At 30.4% G+C, this 20146-nt stretch carries 28 protein-coding genes and 1 pseudogene; 2 read left to right on the top strand and 27 right to left on the bottom strand.

Features of this window, described 5'->3' with window-relative positions; genetic code table 11:
- Positions 1-153 precede the first annotated feature (153 nt).
- The 19 genes from B5S50_RS17405 to B5S50_RS17325 form a co-directional block, all read right to left on the bottom strand.
- Positions 154-474 (bottom strand): HNH endonuclease, encoded by a 321-nt coding sequence (locus B5S50_RS17405; RefSeq protein WP_063600483.1) that lies wholly within the window; start codon positions 472-474, stop codon positions 154-156.
- A gap of 173 nt (positions 475-647) precedes the next feature.
- Positions 648-1097 (bottom strand): hypothetical protein, encoded by a 450-nt coding sequence (locus B5S50_RS17400; RefSeq protein WP_063600484.1) that lies wholly within the window; start codon positions 1095-1097, stop codon positions 648-650.
- Positions 1098-1124: 27 nt separating this feature from the next.
- Positions 1125-1457 carry a hypothetical protein gene (locus B5S50_RS17395; RefSeq protein WP_063600485.1) on the bottom strand — a complete coding sequence of 111 codons (333 nt, stop codon included), beginning with the start codon at positions 1455-1457 and terminating at the stop codon, positions 1125-1127.
- A gap of 17 nt (positions 1458-1474) precedes the next feature.
- Positions 1475-1936, bottom strand: coding sequence for an ASCH domain-containing protein (locus B5S50_RS17390; protein ID WP_063600486.1), 462 nt, complete (start codon positions 1934-1936; stop codon positions 1475-1477).
- Between the two features lie 35 nt (positions 1937-1971).
- Positions 1972-2553, bottom strand: a complete 582-nt coding sequence (locus tag B5S50_RS17385) for a hypothetical protein (RefSeq protein ID WP_217302424.1) — start codon at positions 2551-2553, stop codon at positions 1972-1974.
- Positions 2554-2573: 20 nt separating this feature from the next.
- The gene (locus B5S50_RS17380; RefSeq protein WP_217302423.1) at positions 2574-3047 is read right to left on the bottom strand and encodes a hypothetical protein; all 474 of its coding nucleotides are present in this window, start codon (positions 3045-3047) and stop codon (positions 2574-2576) included.
- A 43-nt stretch (positions 3048-3090) separates the two neighbouring features.
- Complete coding sequence (locus B5S50_RS17375) at positions 3091-3234, bottom strand: hypothetical protein (RefSeq protein ID WP_156496363.1); 144 nt, start codon at positions 3232-3234, stop codon at positions 3091-3093.
- 48 nt (positions 3235-3282) lie between these two features.
- Positions 3283-3462 carry a hypothetical protein gene (locus tag B5S50_RS17370; protein ID WP_063600489.1) on the bottom strand — a complete coding sequence of 60 codons (180 nt, stop codon included), beginning with the start codon at positions 3460-3462 and terminating at the stop codon, positions 3283-3285.
- Entirely contained in the window at positions 3440-3637 is a 198-nt protein-coding gene (locus B5S50_RS17365; protein WP_217302422.1) for a hypothetical protein, read from the bottom strand. Before B5S50_RS17365 ends, B5S50_RS17370 begins: the two co-directional genes overlap by 23 nt.
- Positions 3638-4672, bottom strand: coding sequence for a DUF3102 domain-containing protein (locus tag B5S50_RS17360; RefSeq protein ID WP_217302421.1), 1035 nt, complete (start codon positions 4670-4672; stop codon positions 3638-3640).
- Positions 4673-4699: 27 nt separating this feature from the next.
- A complete protein-coding gene (locus tag B5S50_RS17355; protein ID WP_217302420.1) occupies positions 4700-4906 on the bottom strand; it encodes a ParA family protein in 207 nt (68 codons plus the stop codon).
- Between the two features lie 276 nt (positions 4907-5182).
- A complete protein-coding gene (locus B5S50_RS17350; protein WP_217302419.1) occupies positions 5183-6307 on the bottom strand; it encodes an IS4 family transposase in 1125 nt (374 codons plus the stop codon).
- A 111-nt stretch (positions 6308-6418) separates the two neighbouring features.
- Positions 6419-6934 carry a ParA family protein gene (locus B5S50_RS17345; protein ID WP_217302418.1) on the bottom strand — a complete coding sequence of 172 codons (516 nt, stop codon included), beginning with the start codon at positions 6932-6934 and terminating at the stop codon, positions 6419-6421.
- Positions 6931-7320 (bottom strand): VRR-NUC domain-containing protein, encoded by a 390-nt coding sequence (locus B5S50_RS17340; RefSeq protein ID WP_217302417.1) that lies wholly within the window; start codon positions 7318-7320, stop codon positions 6931-6933. Before B5S50_RS17340 ends, B5S50_RS17345 begins: the two co-directional genes overlap by 4 nt.
- A gap of 59 nt (positions 7321-7379) precedes the next feature.
- A complete protein-coding gene (locus B5S50_RS17335; protein ID WP_217302416.1) occupies positions 7380-8117 on the bottom strand; it encodes a hypothetical protein in 738 nt (245 codons plus the stop codon).
- Positions 8118-8345: 228 nt separating this feature from the next.
- Positions 8346-8594 (bottom strand): hypothetical protein, encoded by a 249-nt coding sequence (locus B5S50_RS17330; RefSeq protein WP_217302415.1) that lies wholly within the window; start codon positions 8592-8594, stop codon positions 8346-8348.
- A gap of 124 nt (positions 8595-8718) precedes the next feature.
- On the bottom strand, positions 8719-8841 hold the full coding sequence (locus B5S50_RS21865; RefSeq protein WP_302180672.1) for a hypothetical protein: 123 nt from the start codon (positions 8839-8841) through the stop codon (positions 8719-8721).
- 18 nt (positions 8842-8859) lie between these two features.
- Complete coding sequence (locus tag B5S50_RS21860; protein ID WP_302180671.1) at positions 8860-8991, bottom strand: hypothetical protein; 132 nt, start codon at positions 8989-8991, stop codon at positions 8860-8862.
- Positions 8984-9187, bottom strand: a complete 204-nt coding sequence (locus tag B5S50_RS17325; protein ID WP_217302414.1) for a helix-turn-helix domain-containing protein — start codon at positions 9185-9187, stop codon at positions 8984-8986. The genes B5S50_RS21860 and B5S50_RS17325 overlap by 8 nt, the downstream gene beginning before the upstream one ends.
- Before the next feature lie 243 nt (positions 9188-9430).
- Here B5S50_RS17325 and B5S50_RS17320 point away from each other — a divergent pair, with 243 nt between their 5' ends.
- Together B5S50_RS17320 and B5S50_RS17315 are read left to right on the top strand one after the other, a co-directional pair.
- A complete protein-coding gene (locus B5S50_RS17320) occupies positions 9431-9799 on the top strand; it encodes a helix-turn-helix transcriptional regulator (protein WP_217302413.1) in 369 nt (122 codons plus the stop codon).
- Positions 9800-9813: 14 nt separating this feature from the next.
- Complete coding sequence (locus B5S50_RS17315; protein WP_217302412.1) at positions 9814-11319, top strand: recombinase family protein; 1506 nt, start codon at positions 9814-9816, stop codon at positions 11317-11319.
- Between the two features lie 22 nt (positions 11320-11341).
- Here the strand turns inward: B5S50_RS17315 and B5S50_RS17310 are convergent.
- The 8 genes and pseudogenes from B5S50_RS17310 to B5S50_RS17275 all read right to left on the bottom strand — a co-directional run.
- Positions 11342-11767: pseudogene (locus tag B5S50_RS17310) on the bottom strand (sigma-70 family RNA polymerase sigma factor); the annotation flags it as partial.
- A gap of 82 nt (positions 11768-11849) precedes the next feature.
- Positions 11850-13514 (bottom strand): penicillin-binding transpeptidase domain-containing protein, encoded by a 1665-nt coding sequence (locus B5S50_RS17305; protein ID WP_065077505.1) that lies wholly within the window; start codon positions 13512-13514, stop codon positions 11850-11852.
- An 83-nt stretch (positions 13515-13597) separates the two neighbouring features.
- On the bottom strand, positions 13598-14824 hold the full coding sequence (locus B5S50_RS17300) for a U32 family peptidase (RefSeq protein WP_065077506.1): 1227 nt from the start codon (positions 14822-14824) through the stop codon (positions 13598-13600).
- A 1-nt stretch (position 14825) separates the two neighbouring features.
- Positions 14826-15473, bottom strand: coding sequence for an O-methyltransferase (locus tag B5S50_RS17295; protein WP_065077507.1), 648 nt, complete (start codon positions 15471-15473; stop codon positions 14826-14828).
- A gap of 57 nt (positions 15474-15530) precedes the next feature.
- Positions 15531-17354: a translational GTPase TypA gene (gene typA / locus B5S50_RS17290; protein ID WP_065077508.1), complete on the bottom strand. Its 1824-nt coding sequence runs from the start codon at positions 17352-17354 to the stop codon at positions 15531-15533.
- A 174-nt stretch (positions 17355-17528) separates the two neighbouring features.
- On the bottom strand, positions 17529-17888 hold the full coding sequence (locus tag B5S50_RS17285; protein WP_065077509.1) for a YlbF family regulator: 360 nt from the start codon (positions 17886-17888) through the stop codon (positions 17529-17531).
- Positions 17889-17922: 34 nt separating this feature from the next.
- On the bottom strand, positions 17923-19590 hold the full coding sequence (locus tag B5S50_RS17280) for a ribonuclease J (protein ID WP_065077510.1): 1668 nt from the start codon (positions 19588-19590) through the stop codon (positions 17923-17925).
- Between the two features lie 39 nt (positions 19591-19629).
- Positions 19630-20088 carry a Fur family transcriptional regulator gene (locus B5S50_RS17275; protein WP_013237884.1) on the bottom strand — a complete coding sequence of 153 codons (459 nt, stop codon included), beginning with the start codon at positions 20086-20088 and terminating at the stop codon, positions 19630-19632.
- Between the last annotated feature and the right edge of the window lie 58 nt (positions 20089-20146).

Genomic DNA, 20146 nt, shown 5'->3' with positions numbered 1-20146 from the left:
GTTGTTTTGTCTCTGCCACTTGCTAAATCTATTCCAACATAGCCTATAAGAATTAAATGTCCCCCACATTTCTTACACATTCTTCTATGATTTGAAACTCTTACAATCTCTTGGCTGGCACATTCTAAACATTCATATAGCATATCCATATAATCACCATCTTTCTTTATTCAATTGAGGTTTTCGTTTACGATAAAATTTTTCTGGATGTTCTTCATCATGGCAACTATTACACAATGAAGTTAAATTACTTAATGTTAACGCAAGCTCTGGATGTTTCTTCAAATGTTCCTTATGATGTACACATTGAGCTTCACTATACAATCCTTTAGCTTTACACTTCTGACACTCATTGTTATCTCTCTCTAATGCTTTAATCCTTACACATTTCCAAAGTTTAGAATTATAAAAAGCTTTTATATTATGTTGCCTTATTAAAGCATTAATCCATTTTACTAACTGTACTGTGTCCATTTAGTTTTCCTCTTTATATTTTTTAATTAAAGTACATGACAACAAATAATTAAGCATAAGAAAAGCACCTAGCTTTTAACTAAGTGCTCTACAAATCTCTGTATAAATGAATTTCTACTATACTTAGTATACTACTTTAAATGGCTTCATTACTGCACACTTTTCAAAAACTTTTATATTCTTAGTCCTCTTTTTTCTGCAAACAACTTTCTTGCTTCTCTTAGCCAGTTATATATCCATCTTTCACTGGCGGGAATATATAACTCTGCTTCATGTACTCTAGTATGTATATCACCTCTTTTTAACTCCTTGTCCACATCTTTAAAATAAACAAGCTTTATAGCTTGTACAATAGCTCTGCCCTGAGTTTTAATTCTAAGTTCTGAAATGGTAAGCTCCACAGCTTCCATATCTCTAATTTCTGCTAGCTTCTTGTTAACTGCTTTTTCCGCTCTCATTATTGCGGCTTCTGTTGGACAGCTTACTCCGCTACCCTTTTGTTTCCTCTGATACTCTTCTAATGCTTCATCATATATTTTTTTCTTGTATTTATCTGCCGACATACTCTGTTTAGCATAAAACCTAAATGCAGCAGTTGCGTAATCTCTAATATGATTTTTCATATTGTCACCTCTAGCATTACGATTTTGTTATTTAAAAATATCCTGCATCTTTATACCCGCTTTTTCAAATAACTTTTGATAATATACACCTATACTATTTTTAGGGAAAGAATGTCCATGTATATATGCCGCTATTATCATTCTTATGCCAAGTTCTATTTCACTATATGCTTTACCTGGCTTATGCATTGTATAAGTAATAACTTTAAAAATATAATCTATCTTTCTTTTAGTTATTCCAAAAATTGTACACATCGGAAACAACTCAGGATATTTCTTTAAAAACAATAAATCTTGTTTTGTAAAATTTCTTTTGATATTTAATTTTAAATACTTTTTATTCTTAACACTTTTGTTCATGATAATTGCCCCTAAATTTAATGCCTCTCATTTAAATCACCTTCATATTCCCATAAACTTAATTTTCCCTTTGCAGGTATTGGATTTTTAAGTAATTCAACTCTATCTAAAATCCAAGCATATCTACCTGGAGTAAAATCTCCAAGCTCTAATTCATTTCCCGTTATTGCTTTACCATTTTCAAGAGTTGCTTTAATGACTTTTAATGAAGTATCTGAAAACCAATCTTTCATTTTTATACAATCAATAAGCTCACATTTTGCAATAATTAAACCTGTTGGAAGATTCTTTTCTGTGCATCCATGATTTTTTAAAGTCGATTTAATTGGTTCTCTTAAACATGATTTTTTATCAATACTTTTACCAGCATGAATTAATAATGGTCCACGATATTTACTTTTCCATGATCTAGTTTCAATTTTCTTTTTACCCAGGGCTATCAGCGTAGCCCAAGGTTGTCTTATAGTTAATGTTTTCACTTTTTTCAACACCTCCTGGACGTAAACTCTTTGTATTACGCATCTATCGCCTTGCATTTCTCTTCTTTATAAACTTTGAAATAAAAGATATTATCGATACATATACCTATAGTCGTTAAAATAAATGCAATGTTACTTGGTATATTAAATAATAAACTTACTGTAAATCCTATTAAACTACTGCCATTTGAAGCTACAACTATATTGTTGTCAAACTTTTCTCTTTCATTTTTTAAGTATCTAGTTGCTTTTAATTTGTTGTTTCCACAAATTAAATTTTTAGATACTATAGAAAATATAAAAGTATCTAGGATACAATAAGCTACATTACTTATAATATTATTTAGAATAAGCAACATCAAAATAATATACCCTATAGTTTCAGCTATTAGAAAGTGTCCATATTCTTTATATATTTTATCTGAAAACTTATTCCATAGAGTAGGAACTATAACACCTGATACACATACAACAATAGAATTAAAAGCTATTATTTTGCTTCCAACAGCAGAAATCAGAATATACTGTATGGTAGGCGCTGCTACAGAATAAAATAAATTGCTTAGAAAATTTGCTGTTATTAATTCATCTGTAAATAGTTTTTTAATATTCTTCACCTCCTGGACGTAAAAATTTCTTAGCCTATTTTAAATACCATCATTAGGTTGTGTAACTGAGGTACATCTGTAACTTTCTTATAGAATTTACCTTTCCCAGATATAAAACCATATTTTACTTTGCATGGCTTGTGTCCAAATTCTTCCCATGCTCCTTTTGCTCCAAGTACTCCATAATAATTAATCCAAGATTTCTTTTCTTTTTCAGGCAATTCATCCCATGTTTTATATAAACTATCTGAATCCTCTATATCACAGATCCTTTTCCATCCTGGATGCTCTTCACACCATTTCAAGGATTTTTGAGCTGCTTGTTCAGTAGTATAAGATTCTTTACTATTAGCATTAATACAATCATTTACAGTGCATCTATTTTCATATGAAGTCCTAACATTGCAATCGTCAGCAAGTATACTATATTCAGGGCAATTATCACATGTCTTATATATAAAGCATGGACATGTTTTACAATTATGCAATTCTATCACACTCATTCTCTCCACCTCCTGGATATACATAAAAATATCATTTTGCATATTAAATATTATCTTCTACAGTTTTGAAATTTCTTCCACAATTATTACAGATAACGATTCCATCATCCGTCCAAAATTCTAAGTCTTTCTTTTCTCCACAAAATGGACAACATTCTATTTCTAAAATATCAACTTCTTTTGCCATTTATAACTCCTCCCACTGAAATTTATTTCATTTATTAAAACAAAACCTTTAGGATCTATTCTCTTTATAGAGTGCCACCGCTTCTGGCATTGTTTTTATTCCATATTTTTTTATCTTTTCAAAAGTCTTATTTGCTTTTACTTTATCAGTTAAAAATTCATGTATATGGTTATAAATTAACTTTCTTAATGTATTTAGCTGCCTTTCATTTAATTCCTTCTTTTTCAAATAGACCACTCTCCTTTATTTTTGCAATTATTTCACATGAATCTAACAATAAGTTATCTCTTATACCTCCATCAAATTTAGTTACCATTTTCATATACATTGCATAATCTATTAAATCATTAAAAGTTTTTATTAGCTTTTGCATAAGCTCCTCTTTGTTAACTTCTTTACTCATTCAAAAGCCCTCTTTCATCTTAGCGACAATATCACAAACCGCTTCTTTATATTTTTCTTTAGCTTTATCATCTCGTATTTCTGATAAAGTATTAATTAATGCTTCAAATGTCTTAGTAAACTCTTTGAGGTATATTGAAAATTTAATTGTTGGCTCATTATTAGAGACTTTTTCTCTAAGATCTTGAAGTTCCTTTTCAACTTCTTCAGGAACTTTTTCAATAGATGCAACTACTTCTATTGGCTTTTCCTTTAATTCTTTTTTAAGCTCATCTATTTCTCCCAAAGCATCTTGAAATTTATTTTGAGTTTCTTCTAAAGACAATTGAAGTCTTTCAATTTCATCATTATCATTGCTAGATTGAGCTTCTAATAATTTTTCTTTACTCTCTTTAATGTAAATTCTAAGGTTTTCAATTTCTACTTCTTTATTAGTCAATGTCTCCTTATTGCGAACTTTTTCCTTTGATGCTTCTTCTTGAAGCATTTTTAACTTATTCTCTAATTTATGATTTTCTTTTATAAGTTTTTGAAGCTCTCTCGTTGACATATTCTCTACATCATTTTTTTCTATAAATCCTTCTCTTTCATCTTCTGGTATTTCTAGTAGAGCTATTGCCTGAGAATAGCTTAAATTGGCAAACGCTTGCGACTTTGAATTATCACCAATAAGTGTAATCTGATCCGCTCCATATTCTTGAAATATTCTCATGAGGTTATTTGCAGTTCTCTGAGAATAATCCACCGATTCTTTTAGCCATTTTCCCCACTCTCCATGAGCCAACATTTGTTTTGCTTCAACCAACCGTCTCCCAATTTCTATACTATTGTATAAGACCATTTTTCTGGTCTTCTCTTTTATATTGTTAATTTCTGCTGCTATTAATGTTACATCTCTATTTATAGGTATATCCTCTATAGAAACTTGGTCCACTTTAGGTTGATTTATTTTATCAATACTTTTAGGCTCTTTAACATCTTCTTTTCCTTTGGATTTATCACTAAGTAAATCAGCCATGTTAAACTTTTTACTCAATTCCCTTTTCCTCCTCTCTGGTTATTTTTAATCACATTCCAGATACTCATTTACTAAAGACAAATAATCTTTTGCCGCAGTACTATTTTTCGCATATTCTTGCAACGATTGACCTGTAAAAGTTGTTTCATCTACTTTTACCGTATTCCTTATAATGGTTTTAAACATAGGATAATTTCCATTATTCCTTATCCATTCCGCTCCCTGCATATTAACTTTATTTTTCCTAAACATAGTTATAAAGCATCCTTTAAATTGTAGATGTTCATTAAATTCCTTAACCTCTTCTATCTGTTCGGTAAGCTGCTCTAACCCCTGACTTACGGACAGTAAATTGGGCTAAATATGAAAGTAATACATAAAAATTATTTATTGTATTATAAATACAAATGAGTTTTATGTACAAATATCCTTATGATGATATTTATACTTATACATGAATTATCTTCAAGCTGAAATAGGTATACTTGTCCCATATTTTTAAGTAAGCTATTTACTTTTTTTACCATACTAAATATCGTAAAGTATAAAACTAAATTTTAACCTGTATTTTTTTCTATCAGAATCATAGCATCTATTAAACCAGGCTAATCCACTTCTAAATAGGCTGTATATTCTAACTGTCTTATTCTTTATTTTCTTAGTTACTCCTATGATTTTGCTCTTCTTATTTTTAGAGCAATCAGCACCTAATACTATCATCCATGTATATGCTATACATAAACATAGATACAGGTTTTCGAAATATACAACATTGTTTGTCCAGGTACCTTCCATATTAAATCCACTGGACTTTAGATCTCTAAACATTTCTTCTATATCAAATCTCTTTTTATATTCATTAACAGCCCTCTTGCTAGACATATTAGTTGCTAGATACCATGTATCCTCTGCTTCTTCAGCCTTACATACTGCTAAATTACATACGTATTCCTCTGCACTCAATAAGACTTTATTGAACTTTTTAACACTTTTCTTTAGAGGTTTTATATATCTAAGGTATTTTATTTTTTCATTTTTCTCTATTTTCACAAGCATATCATTAGTGCATCTTATACAATATTTCCATCCAAGCCCATCTATAAATCTGAATAAATCTATACTTTTAAAGCCTCTATCTGCAAGCAGTATAACTTCATAATTGTATGAAGCAAAAATATCATTGAGTTCTTTTATTCCCTGCTTTACATGTTTAAAACTTTTGCTGCCTCTTTCCTTATACTTGAATATTTTGTACCATAGGGGAATAACCCTTTTACCTACTTTCAATGAAAACTGCAGTATTAAGAATTTATCCTCTATAGTTGTATGGTCAAATATTATGATTATCTTATTATTGTTACTTCTCTTAATGTATTTTCCCATTACCTCAGCAATGAAGTTGTAATATATGTACTCTGATTTTATTATAGAACTTGTTAAAAATCTAAATATTCTTTTTATCTTGCTGGCTTCACTAGCTTCTGTATAATCATCTTTCAGCTTCTCTGATATTTCTGATAGTACAACTGATTTTGATAGTACTATTCCTACTACAATATATACCAAATTTTTTAGTTTGTTGGATGATATGGGTAAAATGTTATATAGTATTTTTCTTAATTCTGTTGTAATATATTCTTGATTGTTTAGCATAGCTAGTCCTCCTAATTTAGTTTTATAACTCATATTCTAGGACTTGGCTATGTTTTTTTCTACCACTTTTTATTGGTAATTTCAACTCATGTATGCGTTTTTATCCTTTATTTATAAACTTATCCTTTTTACTGTCCGTAGGTCAGGCTCTAACCCATCAAATGCAAACTTGTCCACCTTTATTGGTACTAATACATCATCACTAGCAACAAGGGCATTAATAATACTCATATTTATATCCGGAGCATTATCTATAATGCAATAATCATATTTGTATTCAATTTTCTTTAAAGCTCTTTTTAACCTTGTTTGCTGTGGTCTGGACACATCCATCAATATTTCTTTATTCGCCCTTAATAAAGTCATATTTGCTTGTACCACATCCAACCCACTATACTTTGTATTTTTTATTACTCTTTTTATATCGAAATCTTTTATTGTAAGTACCTCAGATATACCTGGTTCATCATAATCATGCACATTGAAAAACTTGCTTGTATTGCCCTGTTTATCATTATCTATAATCAGAACACTATTTCCTTTTGATGCTAATATACACGCTATATTTATAGAGCTTATAGTTTTACCTACTCCACCCTTTAAATTTATTAAAGATATTACTTTCATATCATTTCACCTTCTCCCAAATAATCTAATATTTCTTTTGAAGCTTCTTCCCATCCCTTACAAACTATTGCATAATATCCTTGGGCATTTAAAGCTTTAAGCCAACAATCTTGATTCTTTGTAGTTCCATTTCCTTTTTTCTTTTTAAGCTCTATGTATAATCCATGAAAGCCATTACGTGCAACTGGCAGATGAATGTCAGGTACTCCTGATTTTACGCCTTCCATTTTCAACCTTTTTGCTGTAGTAATATTTCTTTTTCCCCCATTAGGGATATGATGCATAAGTGCTAATTCTGGATATTTTCCCTCTTCATATGCTGCCCACCTAAATAAACATATTTGTTCTACACTTTCACTTGCTACTGGTAATTCATTTTTCCTCATAACATTCTCCTTTCATGTTGATAAGTTGTGCATAAGATGTTAATAACTTGTGCATATTTTTATTCTAGTTTTCTCACAGTCCCGTTAGGAATCTTTATCATGGTATAACTTAAATATCCATATCCAGTAAATTTGCTAATACCTTTTTTAATAGAATTTTTATCAATATAGTATCCTTTTTTTGGAATTACATTTGTTCTAAACCATTCCCTATGACTTACTATTGTTATCTTTGGTTCTGGAATTATTAAGTTTTTACTAGCGTTCCACTTCTTCCCTTGCAGCTCTTTACTTTTGCTAGTATATTTTATTAGATAAGCCGCTAATTCTCCATATTGACCAGTATCATCCAACGGAAAAACTTTAACTCTTCCTTTTATCCAACATTTTTGAAGTATCCTAGTATCTATATAATTTATAACTAAGTGATGATGTATTGCTCCCTTACTACCAATTTCTGCAACTTGTATATATTTCAATTCTCTTCCTTGCTTTTTAAATTCTCCTCTTAATTTTCTGAGAGCTTTATTTAAATCTTTTCGCATTTCTTCTTTTGTATGAGGTCTTTCCTCTTTTCTGTAATCAAATATTATATGGAAATCACCTTTACCAAAATTTGCATTTATCCTACGCCTTAATTTTTTTTCTGCTTGCCTTAAATTTATTTTCTCTTGTTCCTCACTAGTAGGATTTTTTGTTTCACCTCTCTTTACTCCTTTAGCTTTATATCTAAATGTGTAATATTTCTCTACTTCTACTGTCTTACCAGCTTTGGTTACACTCATAACATATGGCATATCTATAACCTCACTTTTTACTCTTCTGTAATATAAATTTTTCTATTTATGTCCTAAAGCTAATAGATTTATCAAGTCTTAAAGCCTTTATCAAAGCTTCATTTTATTTGATTTTTTGCCATACATTTGATATAATGTACTTAGTTAAAACATTGATAAATGTATAGCTTTATGGCTATGATTGTCCTGAAATCATAGCCATATTTTCATATCAAACATTTCATTCTCCTAGCAGCATCTTTTAAATGCAATAGCACATCTTTCAGCAACAATTATTACATCTCGTGCGCTAACTCTTTTACCAAAATCTACAAAATTGAATTTTATATCATCAGCTACCATTTTATTAATTTGTCTAAATTCTTCATCCGAGATAGTTTGTCCAATTTTCCTCTCTAAAAAACTTTTAAATATATTTTCTTTAATCTCTTCCTTTTCTAATCTTCTGGATTCAATTTCAAAAATAGCTTTTGCCATTATTATTTCCCCTTACTCTTTTAATATTTTGGTACTAATTTTCAGCCTATTACATAGAATATATTAGTTAGCTATTTTCATTTTTATTTATAAAAATTTTATAGGCTTTTCAGCCTACTTTATTTTATATGTGTTCTATTGTGCATTCCCCTTGTGTAATAGCTTCTAATGCCTCAATTACTTCTTTCAGGTTTCTCTCATTTTCTTCTTTTGAGATGTCAGGCTCTACTATAATTACTCTTGCCATTCTAAACACCTCAGTATTTTATATGAAATTATTAGTTGTAGTATTCATTGTTGTTTTTCTACAACCATTTGGATTTTTAGATTTTTCAGACAAGAAATCAACCTTTTTTAAAAGTTGCTCTTGCTTCTTTAAAATCTCTTCTCTATTCATTTTTTCCCTCCTCATACATTTCTTTTATAGCAGTAACATCAATACCATAAAAATTTGAAAACTTAGTAGCAACACTTGTTGTTAAATTTACTCTTCCTGCCTCGATATCATTTAAATGTTTGCCACTAATTCCAATCTTTGTGGCAACAAATTTTCTTTGAAATCCTCTATCAGATCGGAGTTCTTTTAAGTCCATTCAAATCACCTTCTTTGTTTTCTGTGCTTATATATTCTCACATTTTGAAAGAATTGTACAACCTTATATTTAATCATTTAAATAAAATAACTCCTTAAAGCTTAAAATAATTACAATTTTCCCCATTTCTCACATTTTGAAAGAAAAAAATGTAGTAAAAATTCTCTTGAAATGTGAGAATATATAAGATATTATAATAGATGTTATCTATTATAATATCTATTATGATTACGAGGTGTTATTGTGAATAAATCATTTTCAGAAAGGTTAAAAGCATATAGGAAAGAACTAAGTATAAAGAGAAATGAAAAAGTCGGTCAGGTTCAACTTGCTAACGAACTTGGAATTAGTAAAGGTGCTATTGGTAATTTGGAATCAGGTGATCGAATCCCATCAAAAGCAATATTAATTAAGCTTGTAGAACATAGCAAAAAATCTTTAGAATATTGGATGAACGGAGTAGAAAACTATGAAGCACCAAATACCGTGGATTTAGTTTTAGATAAAATGATAGAAAAAAATGTAATTAAAAAAGGCGAGTCCATAAGCAACGAAGCTTGGGAAATAATAAAAGAAGCAGTTGAGCTGGAAATTGAAAGGAAACTTCAATAGGAGGCTGTGCTTATATGAAAGTGTGTATATATTTAAGAAAGTCTAGAACAGATGAGGAAATTGAAAAGACTCTAGGTCAAGGCGAAACTTTAAGAAAGCATAGAAAAGCATTGTTAAAATTTGCTAAAGAAAAGGAGTTTAATATAGTAGAAATAAAAGAGGAAATAGTCTCTGGTGAAAGCCTGTTTTTTAGGCCTAAAATGCTTGAGCTTTTAAAAGAAGTTGAATCTAAAACCTATGATGGTGTTTTAGTCATGGATATGCAGCGTTTGGGTAGAGGTGACATGAAGGATCAAGGAATTATTTTAGAAACTTTCAAAAAAAGCAATACTAAAATAATAACACCCATGAAGACGTATGACTTAAACAATGATTTTGATGAGGAATATTCTGAGTTTGAAGCTTTTATGAGCAGAAAAGAGCTTAAAATGATAAATAGGCGTATGCAGGGTGGGCGAGTTAGAAGTATAGAAGATGGAAATTATATTTCACCTAATCCACCGTATGGATATGACATCAAATGGATTAATAAATCCAGAATTTTAAAACCCAATCAAATTGAAAGTGAAGTAGTAAAGCTAATATTTAAAATGTATATCGAAGGTAATGGATCAGGAGCTATTGCAGATAATCTAAATTCTTTGGGGTATAGGACTAAGTTTAATAATGAATTTGAAAGAAGTTCAATTATATTTATTTTAAAAAACCCAATTTATATAGGCAAAGTTACTTGGAAAAAAAAAGAAATAAAAAAATCCAAAAATCCAAACAAAGTTAAAGATACTCGAACGAGGGATAAAAATGAATGGATAATAGCTAACGGAAAGCATGAAGCCATAATTAGTGAAGAAGTATTTAACCAAGCACAGGCCATATTGAAAAACAGGTATCATATTCCATATAAATTAAATAATACTCCTGTTAACCCTCTGGCTGGCTTAATAGTTTGTTCATCATGTGGAAGTAAAATGGTAATGAGAAAATTAAGAGGTATAAATAGAATACTCTGTGTAAAAAAATGTGGAAATGTGAGTTGTAAATTTGATGAATTAGAAAAAATAATACTTGATGAATTAGAATTGTACTTAAAAAAATATAAGGCACAAATTAAAAATAAATCAGTTAATAAAAACACTATTAATATTCATAAAAAGCAACTAACTATATTAAATAATGAATTAATAACTCTTAACAATCAAAAACTAAAATTGTTCGATTTGCTTGAACGTGGTATATATGATGAAAATACATTTTTAGAAAGAAGTAAAAACATAGATGAACGAATAGTAAAAGTAAATGCAGCTATATTAAAAACAAATAAAATTATCAATGACGAAGCAAAATCTTTTACTAAAAATGATATTATAACACTGAAAAATGTAATTACAGCTTATAAAAAAACATCAGATATAAAAAAGAAAAATCAACTAATGAAATCCCTTTTATATAAGATAGAATATAAAAAAGTGAAAAGAGGAAATGACTTTACAATAAAGATATTTCCTAAGATCAAGCCATAAACATATAACATGTTTATGGCTATTCATTTCCTTCTTTATCAACACCTATAGGATCTTCCAAGTATACTTCATTTCTAATTTTCTTATTATTTCTTATAAGCATCAATATCTCATTTTCTATACACTTTGCTGCATATGTTGCTAGTCTAGTTCCCTTAGACATGTCAAAAGAATCTATTGCTTTAATAAGACCAACAGTTCCAATGGAAATTAGCTCATCTACTTCTTTACTAGGATATGAATATTTTTTTACAATATGTGCTACTAGTCTTAAATTTCTCTCCACTAAAATACTTTTAGCAAGCAAATCTCCCTGTTCTAATTTTTTGAGATAATATTCTTCCTCTTCATCACTTAAGGGTTGTGGAAATGAACTACTATTTGTAACGTAAGCCGTCATAAATACTACATTTCCCAGGATATCTAATAAGCAATTTGTTAAAAACACTTGTTGCTCCTCCTAACAGTGCTTATTAATATACTATGAATATATTTTAAAAAAGTGCACACATAAATAAATTTATTTAATTTCACTTTAAATACTGCTGTACTTTCAAAATTATATTTTTAAAAATAGGAGCTGCAGTATTTCCTCCACTTTCGCTGTCTTTATTTATATCTTCAACAAAAACTACCATCGAATAATATCTTCCATTTGCTTTAAAGAAACCGGAAAACCATCCATCTGAATGTTCCTGTGCAGTTTTGCTGCTGCCAGTAAGTTCCACTCTCTGCGTGCTTCCAGTCTTTCCTCCTACTTCCTGGTCATTTATATACGCTGATTTTGCTGTACCCATGTCAACTACATTTATCATCTGCTTCTTCATTTCCTCTGCTGTAGATTTCTCAATTACAGAATTACTTGTAGTATTAACTTGTTCTATAACATTATTTTTATCATCTACGTAACTATCTACTACATACGGTTTAACATATACTCCATCATTTATAACTGTATTAGGTATACTTATAGCTTCTAGTGGAGTTATTCTTACATTTTGACCTATAGCTGCAAGTCCCAGGCTTCCATCACTATAACTTGGGTTTTTCACCTCAAATCGGCCCTCTTTTTCACTATCCAAATTTAACACTTTTTGAAACAATCCTTGGGATTTTGCATTGTCATAAAAATTGTTAAATCCAACCTTATTTCCTATTTGAGAAAATACATCATTACATGACAGTGTAAGTGCTCCCTCTGGAGTTAAAGTTCCGTGATGGGACTCATCTTTTTCTTCATAAAGTCCTCTACATGTAAACTTATCATTTACACTTATCATATTCTTATCGAGTCCTGCTTCCTCCACTAAAACTTTGAATATAGATCCAGGGAAAAATCCATGATTAGTAGAAACCCCTAAATTTACATTTGGCTTATTATCATCTTTCTGCACTAGAGCTTTTATCTTTCCTGTATTTGCCTCCATTAAAACTACACCAATCTGGCCATAGTTTTTATTTTCGCTGCTATTTAACACCTCTTTTATTTTATCTTCTATATCTTTGTCTATAGTCAACCTAACATTTACATTGTTTTTAGGTAAATTGGTCTTTTTCCCTATTATATTTCCATTTACATCTCTCTCAAATACTACCTGAGATTTTTCGTTGTTCTTAGTTTTATTATATATCTGCATTTCCAAAGAATTCCCAGATTTCATCTTATTATCCTTAGTTCTTCTAGGGTTTTCAAGTAAATTTTCTATGCTCCACACTCCACTCCTATTTAATGGGGAGTATATATAAGTATAAAATCCATTTACACCTTTTATATCTTTTAGTTTATTATATGTACTCGCGTCAATTTCATAATATACTTTTTGACTGCTATTTAGCACAGCTATCTTAGATAAATCATAACTACTATTATAATTTCTAAGAGTGTATACAAGTGTCAAAACTTTCTCTGAATCTGCATTTTGATTATCTTTTAAAAACACTTCCGGCAGTATTACAACATAATATTTTTTATTGTAACTCATAAGCTGTCTTCCATAAGAATCAAATAATTTATAATTGGCATCTGTTAGATCTTCTTTGTAGGAATACTGAGCATCCGCCATTACACTTAATTTGTTCCATCCAAAATATTGCACCTTTATTATTTTAAAATATAATACTGAAAATATTAAAATAATTACTATAAATAAAAAACACTGTCTTTTTCTAATTACATTTCTATTAATCTCAAACATAAAAAACACCTCATCTAGACTAAAATTTTGTCCAAAATAAGGTGTTTTATTCATAATGTTATGATTTTTACCATATTTATTTTTTACTTATCATTTTTTGCTTTTAAAAGCATATCTCCCTTTTCCATTTTGTTACTTACTTTAGCTGTAAATATCATTTGGGCTACGGGTGCCGATTCTATTTTTTCTCCCTTTTCATTTCTCATATCACAAAGGCGTATACAAAAGCCATCATCTTTAGGTCTAAGCACTTCTACTTCATCTTCGTTAAGAACCTTATTCCTCTGTTCTATAACAACCCTTTCTTCAAGGCTATCATAATCTTTCACTATTCCTACTATATCATAATTTCTTATATATGAAGAGGTTTCATATATCTGTTTGCCCGGATCTCCAAAATAGAATCCAGTATAATATACTCTATGGCTTGCTTTCATTAAATCATCCAACCATACTTTTTTAAATTTATATGAATCTGGATTTTCAAAATAAGCATCTATTGCCCTTCTATAGGCTTTTACTACAGTAGCCACATAATATGAACTCTTCATTCTTCCTTCTATTTTTAATGAATTTATGCCACTCTTAACTAGTTCAGGAATATGCTCTATCATGCATAAATCTTTAGAATTTAATATATAAGCTCCTCTATCATCTTCAAATACTGGGAAGTATTCCCCTTGTCTTTTTTCTTCCATCAAATAATATTTATATCTACATGGCTGGGCACATTGGCCTCTATTGGCATCTCTCCCTGTCATATAATTTGAAAGTACACATCTACCAGAATAGGACATACACATTGCCCCATGGACAAAAGCCTCTATTTCACAACTCTCCGGTAAATGGCATCGTATCTCACTTATTTCTTTAAGCGATAACTCTCTTGCAAGTACTATTCTCTTTACTCCTTGGTTGTGCCAGAACATAGCTGATTTCCAATTCACATTATTGGCCTGAGTACTTAAATGAAGTTCTAAATTGGGAACAACTTCTTTCGCAGTCATTATTATTCCTGGATCAGATACAAGTATTGCATCTGCTTTTAATTCATATAATTTTTTTAAGTAATCTTCCATTCCCACTAAATCTTCATTATGAGGGAACACATTTACAGTTACAAATACCTTTTTACCCCTTTTATGGGCGTACTCTATTCCTTCTTTTAATTCATTATCTGCAAAATTATCTGCAAAAGCTCTTAAATTCAGCTTACTGCCTCCAAGATAAACTGCATCAGCACCAAAGTTTATAGCTGTCTTCAGCTTTTCAAGATTACCAGCTGGTGCTAGAAGTTCTGGTTTTTTCATCTTAATTCCTCCTCACTGTAACAGCTATACCATCTCCCATAGGTATAATTGATGTTATAAATTTATCATGATCAGATATGGTATTTAAGTACTCTCTCATTCTTTTTACTATAGTTATCTTTCTTCTCTTCACCAATTCATCTGAAGCAATCATTCCTCTAAATAATGCATTATCTGCTACTATCATGCCTTCTTCATTTAAAAGTTTTAAACAATAAGGTAAAAAATGATTATAGTGTGCTTTGCCTGCATCCATAAATATAAAATCATATTGTTCCTTCATACTTTTAAGTACTTCCAGGCAGTCTCCTTCTATAATGTCAATGTGCTGCTCAAATTTATATTTTTTCACATTTTCCCTGGCGATTTCTATCATGTGCTTATCTCTTTCAACCGTTGTTATATGACTTTTTTTATGGGAACTTAAGCTCATGAGAATAGCAGAATAACCAATTGCCGTTCCAAGCTCCAAAATTTTTAAGGGCTTTTTAACAGTTATCATAAGTTCTAAAAATCTTGCCACTTCCTTATGAACTATTGGAACAGAATTTAATCTAGCGTATTCTTCCATCTCATTTAATATCCCATCATGTTCTCCTATCAATGATCTTATATAATTTTCCATGTATTCATATGCAACACCGCTCATTTTTTCCTCCAAAATAACTTCAAATTAAATAGTTATTCTTATGTTTAAAAACTTTTACTATTTTCTCCTTGCAGCCTTTTTTCTAAGATCTGTATTTAATATTCTCTTTCTCATTCTTATACTCTTAGGAGTAATCTCCACTAATTCATCCGATGCTATAAACTCTAGTGATTTTTCAAGACTCATTTTATTTACAGGAACTAACTTTAATGCATCATCTGCACTTGAAGTTCTTGTATTTGTCAAATGCTTCTTTTTGCATACATTTACCTCTATATCCTCAGCTCTTGAACATTCACCAGCTATCATTCCTTCATATACTTCTGTTCCTGGCTCTATAAAAAGAATTCCTCTTTCTTGAGCATTAAAAAGTCCATAAGTTATAGCAGTACCTGGCTCAAATACTACAAGTGATCCTCTTGTTCTTTCTGGTATATCACCTTTGTATTGTTCATAACTATCCAATACATGGTTCATTATTCCATTTCCCTTGGTATCTGTCATAAATTCGTTTCTGAATCCAATAAGTCCCCTTGCTGGTATTTTAAATTCCAATCTTGTATATCCATTAACTGCGGAAGTCATATTTACCATTTCAGCTTTTCTAGGTCCAAGCTTTTCCATAACAACTCCCATAAACTCTTCAGGCACATCTATAGTCAAATATTCAATAGGTTCTAATTTTTTTCCATTTTCTTCTTTAAATATAACTGTTGGTTTTGAAACTTGAAATTCATAGCCTTCTCTTCTCATAGTTTCTATTAAAACTGAAAGATGAAGTTCTCCTCTACCGCTTACTTTAAAGCAATCTGCTGAGTCAGTTTCCTCTACTTTAAGGGCAACATTTGTTTCAAGTTCCTTCATAAGTCTATCCCTTAAATGTCTTGAAGTTACATAATCTCCTTCTCTGCCAGCAAAAGGTGAATCATTTACCATAAAGTTCATATTCAATGTAGGTTCATCTATCTCTACAAAAGGAAGTGCTTCTGGTTCTGAAGCATCTGCTATAGTTTCACCTATATTTATATCAGGGATACCTGATACCGCAACTATATCACCAAGTTTTGCTTCATCTACCTCTTTCTTTTTAAGTCCATCATAAACATAAAGGTTAGACACTTTTACATTTTCTATTTTATTTCCTTTTCTTATAAGTGCAACTTGCTCATTTTTCTTTATACTTCCTCTTGTTATTTTTCCTACACCTATTCTGCCTACATATTCATTGTGGTCTATAGTTGTAATTAACATTTGAAGTGGCATATCTAAATATCCTTGAGGTGGAGCAACATGCTTTATTATTTCATCAAATAAAGGTTCCATATTATCTGATTCATCTTCCATCTCTTTTTTAGCAAACCCTGCTTTTGAAGAACAATAAACTACAGGAAAGTCAAGCTGTTCATCATTAGCACCTAACTCTATAAATAAATCAAAAATTTCATCCAATACCTCAGAAGGTCTTGCATCCGACTTATCTATTTTATTTATAACAACTATTGGTTTTAGTTTTAATTCCAATGCTTTTTTCAAAACAAATTTTGTCTGAGGCATAGGTCCTTCATAAGCATCTACTAATAATAAGACACTATCTACCATTTCAAGTACACGTTCTACTTCTCCTCCAAAATCTGCATGGCCCGGTGTGTCTACTATATTTATTTTAATTCCTTTATGCATTACAGAAGTATTCTTTGATAGTATAGTAATACCTCTTTCCTTTTCAAGATCATTTGAGTCCATGACTCTCTCTTCAACTTTTTCATTTGATCTAAATATATTGCTTTGTCTTAATAATGCATCTACCAATGTGGTCTTACCATGATCGACATGGGCTATTATTGCCACATTTCTTATATCATTTCTTGTAAACAAATTCATTATTACTCCTCCAATTTTACACTTAAACTGACTAAACATATTAAAATTCTGAATAAATACTCAAAAAAATTGGATACTTCCCTGTATCCAATTTAAAGTAACATATTTATTTTAATATCATAGTGTTAAAAAGTCAACTTTCTAAACATCATTCTAATGGTTTTCACGTAAAAACTATTTTTTATTTTTACCTGTTCCAAAAGAAAAGTCTATTCCTATGGCATCATTTAGCACCTTTAATATATTCTGCCACATAATACTGAATCTCTGTTCTGTCTGTATATAGTTATTTACAGAAGGATTCATAGATACTACAGAACCTATATTTTTAAATTTTTGTTTAGTTTTCTCAGAGACCTCTCCATTTTGCATTTGCTCTGAATAAGCCTCCATTTGTATTTTCCTAAAGTCATCTAACATTTTTATATTTGCTTCACTTTTTTCTATTTCCTTACTTGCCTCTCTTAATGCAGTCACTTCTTCACAGTTTTTAAGCTCTGCTGCAAGCTCACTTGCTTTATCGCATATACTCATTTCAACCATCCTCCCTAGACAATATTTCCAAATATTATATTTCCATAATTATAGGTAATATCATTGGTTTTCTCTTTGTCTTTTCGTATAAGAATGATCTAAGGACTTCTTTTACATTTGATTTTATACTTGCCCATTCAGTAATGTGTTTCTCCTCACATTCATTTAATGCACCTCGTACAAGTTCCTTTGCTTCTTCCATTAAATCTTCTGATTCTCTTACATATACAAATCCCCTGGATATTATATCAGGGCCAGCAATAACAGTGCCAGTTTGTTTTTCAATGGTAATTACTACTGTAAGTATACCGTCTTGTGAAAGATGTCTTCTATCTCTTAAAACTATATTTCCAACATCTCCTACTCCAAGTCCATCTACAAATATCTGTCCAGATACTACTGTACCCGTTTTCTTTATAGAGTCTCTTGAAACTTCTATTACATCTCCATTATCTGCTATAATTACATTGTTTGAAGGCATTCCTAAGCTTACGGCAAGATCTTTATGCTGCTTCAAATGCCTGTATTCTCCATGCACTGGCATAAAAAATTTAGGTTTTACAAGAGTATGAATTAATTTTAATTCTTCCTGACAGGCATGACCTGAAACGTGCACATCTGCCAGTGCTTCATATATTACTTCTGCTCCCTTTTTAAACAGTTGATTTATAACTCCAGAAACTAATTTTTCATTTCCAGGTATAGGATTTGCTGAAATTATTATTGTATCTCCTGGAATAATATTTACTTTCTTATGTTCGGAAGCTGCCATCCTGGAAAGAGCCGACATAGGTTCGCCTTGACTTCCAGTAGTTATTATAACTATTCTATTGCCAGGATATCTATTTATATTATCTATATTAATAAGAGTATTTTTTTTAATGTCTATATATCCCAAGTTCATAGCTACTTCCATTATATTTTCCATACTTCTCCCGGAAATTGCAACTTTCCTGTCATATTTTTCAGCAGCAGTAATTACCTGTTGTATTCTATGAATATTAGAGGCAAATGTAGCCACTATTATTCTACTTTTTGCAAGCGAGAAAAACTTTTGAAAAGTTGTTCCCACAGTTCTTTCAGACATAGTGTACCCCGGTCTTTCTACATTAGTACTATCTGCTAACATAAGGATTACACCTTTTTTACCTAGTTCTGCAAGCCTAGCAAAATCAATTACACTTCCATCAATAGGTGTATAATCTACCTTAAAGTCACCAGTATGAAATATAATGCCTATTGGTGTATGTATTGCAAGGGCAGTTGAATCAGCTATACTATGGCTAGTTCTTATAAATTCCACAGACATACTATCCAATTTAATTACGTCCTTTGCCTTTACACACTTTAATTTTACTACATCATTTAAGTTATGTTCCCTTAACTTACTCTCAACAATCCCCAGGGTTAACTTCGTACCGTACACAGGAACATTAATTTCTTTTAGCACATAAGGTAACGCTCCTATATGGTCTTCATGTCCATGAGTTAAAAATATTCCTCTCACCCTGTCAATATTCTTTTTTAAATAAGTAATATCGGGTATAACTATATCTATGCCCAGCATATCTGCATCTGGGAAACTCATGCCACAATCAATTACTATTATGTCATTTTTATACTCTATTACTGTAAGATTCTTTCCTATTTCACCTAGACCACCTAATGGAATGACTTTTACTTTATCTTTTTCTTTACGCAAAAAAATCTTCCCTCCTTTTTATATTTTAGTTTTTTATACTTATTTTGATTTTTTTGTACATTTATTACATATGCCATAAAATTTTAAACTATGGTTTAAAATTTTAAAATCATACTTTTCTTCTATCTTTTTTTCTAAAGGTTCCAACAAATCATCCGTCACTTCAATTATCTTAGAACATTTAGTACATATTAAATGATGATGCTGATGGTTTTCTTCTTCATGTACTATTTCGTATCTATTGCATCCATCCTCCAAATCCAATTTACATATAACGCCTATATCCTCTAAAAGCTGTACTGTCCTGTAAACTGTAGCCAAACCAATTTCAGGACATTCACTCTTAACCTGGTCATATATTTCTTCTGTAGTAAGATGTTTTCCTTCATTTCTTATTATAATATCAACTACAGCACGCCTTTGTGGCGTAAGTTTATATCCCTTTTCTTTTAAGCTATTTTTTAATCTCTCTATTTCTGAAGAGGAAAGTTTTGGCATTACTATACCCCATTTCAACCTAAATTTGTCCCATGACCACCTTTTCTGCTGCTCAACT

The sequence above is a fragment of the Clostridium sp. 001 genome, assembly GCF_019056555.1.
Taxonomy (GTDB): domain Bacteria; phylum Bacillota; class Clostridia; order Clostridiales; family Clostridiaceae; genus Clostridium_B; species Clostridium_B ragsdalei.
This window is presented reverse-complemented; position numbering and strand designations above follow the sequence as displayed.

What these genes read in the sequence shown, in the direction of transcription:
- B5S50_RS17405 (WP_063600483.1), bottom strand. Translation starts at nt 474, where the DNA reads ATGGACACAGTACAGTTAGTAAAATGGATTAATGCTTTAATAAGGCAA.
- B5S50_RS17400 (WP_063600484.1), bottom strand. Translation starts at nt 1,097, where the DNA reads ATGAAAAATCATATTAGAGATTACGCAACTGCTGCATTTAGGTTTTAT.
- B5S50_RS17395 (WP_063600485.1), bottom strand. Translation starts at nt 1,457, where the DNA reads ATGAACAAAAGTGTTAAGAATAAAAAGTATTTAAAATTAAATATCAAA.
- B5S50_RS17380 (WP_217302423.1), bottom strand. Translation starts at nt 3,047, where the DNA reads ATGAGTGTGATAGAATTGCATAATTGTAAAACATGTCCATGCTTTATA.
- B5S50_RS17375 (WP_156496363.1), bottom strand. Translation starts at nt 3,234, where the DNA reads ATGGCAAAAGAAGTTGATATTTTAGAAATAGAATGTTGTCCATTTTGT.
- B5S50_RS17365 (WP_217302422.1), bottom strand. Translation starts at nt 3,637, where the DNA reads ATGAGTAAAGAAGTTAACAAAGAGGAGCTTATGCAAAAGCTAATAAAA.
- B5S50_RS17355 (WP_217302420.1), bottom strand. Translation starts at nt 4,906, where the DNA reads ATGTTTAGGAAAAATAAAGTTAATATGCAGGGAGCGGAATGGATAAGG.
- B5S50_RS17350 (WP_217302419.1), bottom strand. Translation starts at nt 6,307, where the DNA reads ATGCTAAACAATCAAGAATATATTACAACAGAATTAAGAAAAATACTA.
- B5S50_RS17345 (WP_217302418.1), bottom strand. Translation starts at nt 6,934, where the DNA reads ATGAAAGTAATATCTTTAATAAATTTAAAGGGTGGAGTAGGTAAAACT.
- B5S50_RS17340 (WP_217302417.1), bottom strand. Translation starts at nt 7,320, where the DNA reads ATGAGGAAAAATGAATTACCAGTAGCAAGTGAAAGTGTAGAACAAATA.
- B5S50_RS17335 (WP_217302416.1), bottom strand. Translation starts at nt 8,117, where the DNA reads ATGCCATATGTTATGAGTGTAACCAAAGCTGGTAAGACAGTAGAAGTA.
- B5S50_RS17330 (WP_217302415.1), bottom strand. Translation starts at nt 8,594, where the DNA reads ATGGCAAAAGCTATTTTTGAAATTGAATCCAGAAGATTAGAAAAGGAA.
- B5S50_RS21865 (WP_302180672.1), bottom strand. Translation starts at nt 8,841, where the DNA reads ATGGCAAGAGTAATTATAGTAGAGCCTGACATCTCAAAAGAAGAAAAT.
- B5S50_RS21860 (WP_302180671.1), bottom strand. Translation starts at nt 8,991, where the DNA reads ATGAATAGAGAAGAGATTTTAAAGAAGCAAGAGCAACTTTTAAAAAAG.
- B5S50_RS17325 (WP_217302414.1), bottom strand. Translation starts at nt 9,187, where the DNA reads ATGGACTTAAAAGAACTCCGATCTGATAGAGGATTTCAAAGAAAATTT.
- B5S50_RS17315 (WP_217302412.1), top strand. Translation starts at nt 9,814, where the DNA reads ATGAAAGTGTGTATATATTTAAGAAAGTCTAGAACAGATGAGGAAATT.
- B5S50_RS17305 (WP_065077505.1), bottom strand. Translation starts at nt 13,514, where the DNA reads ATGTTTGAGATTAATAGAAATGTAATTAGAAAAAGACAGTGTTTTTTA.
- B5S50_RS17300 (WP_065077506.1), bottom strand. Translation starts at nt 14,824, where the DNA reads ATGAAAAAACCAGAACTTCTAGCACCAGCTGGTAATCTTGAAAAGCTG.
- B5S50_RS17295 (WP_065077507.1), bottom strand. Translation starts at nt 15,473, where the DNA reads ATGAGCGGTGTTGCATATGAATACATGGAAAATTATATAAGATCATTG.
- typA (WP_065077508.1), bottom strand. Translation starts at nt 17,354, where the DNA reads ATGAATTTGTTTACAAGAAATGATATAAGAAATGTGGCAATAATAGCC.
- B5S50_RS17285 (WP_065077509.1), bottom strand. Translation starts at nt 17,888, where the DNA reads ATGAGTATATGCGATAAAGCAAGTGAGCTTGCAGCAGAGCTTAAAAAC.
- B5S50_RS17275 (WP_013237884.1), bottom strand. Translation starts at nt 20,088, where the DNA reads ATGCCAAAACTTTCCTCTTCAGAAATAGAGAGATTAAAAAATAGCTTA.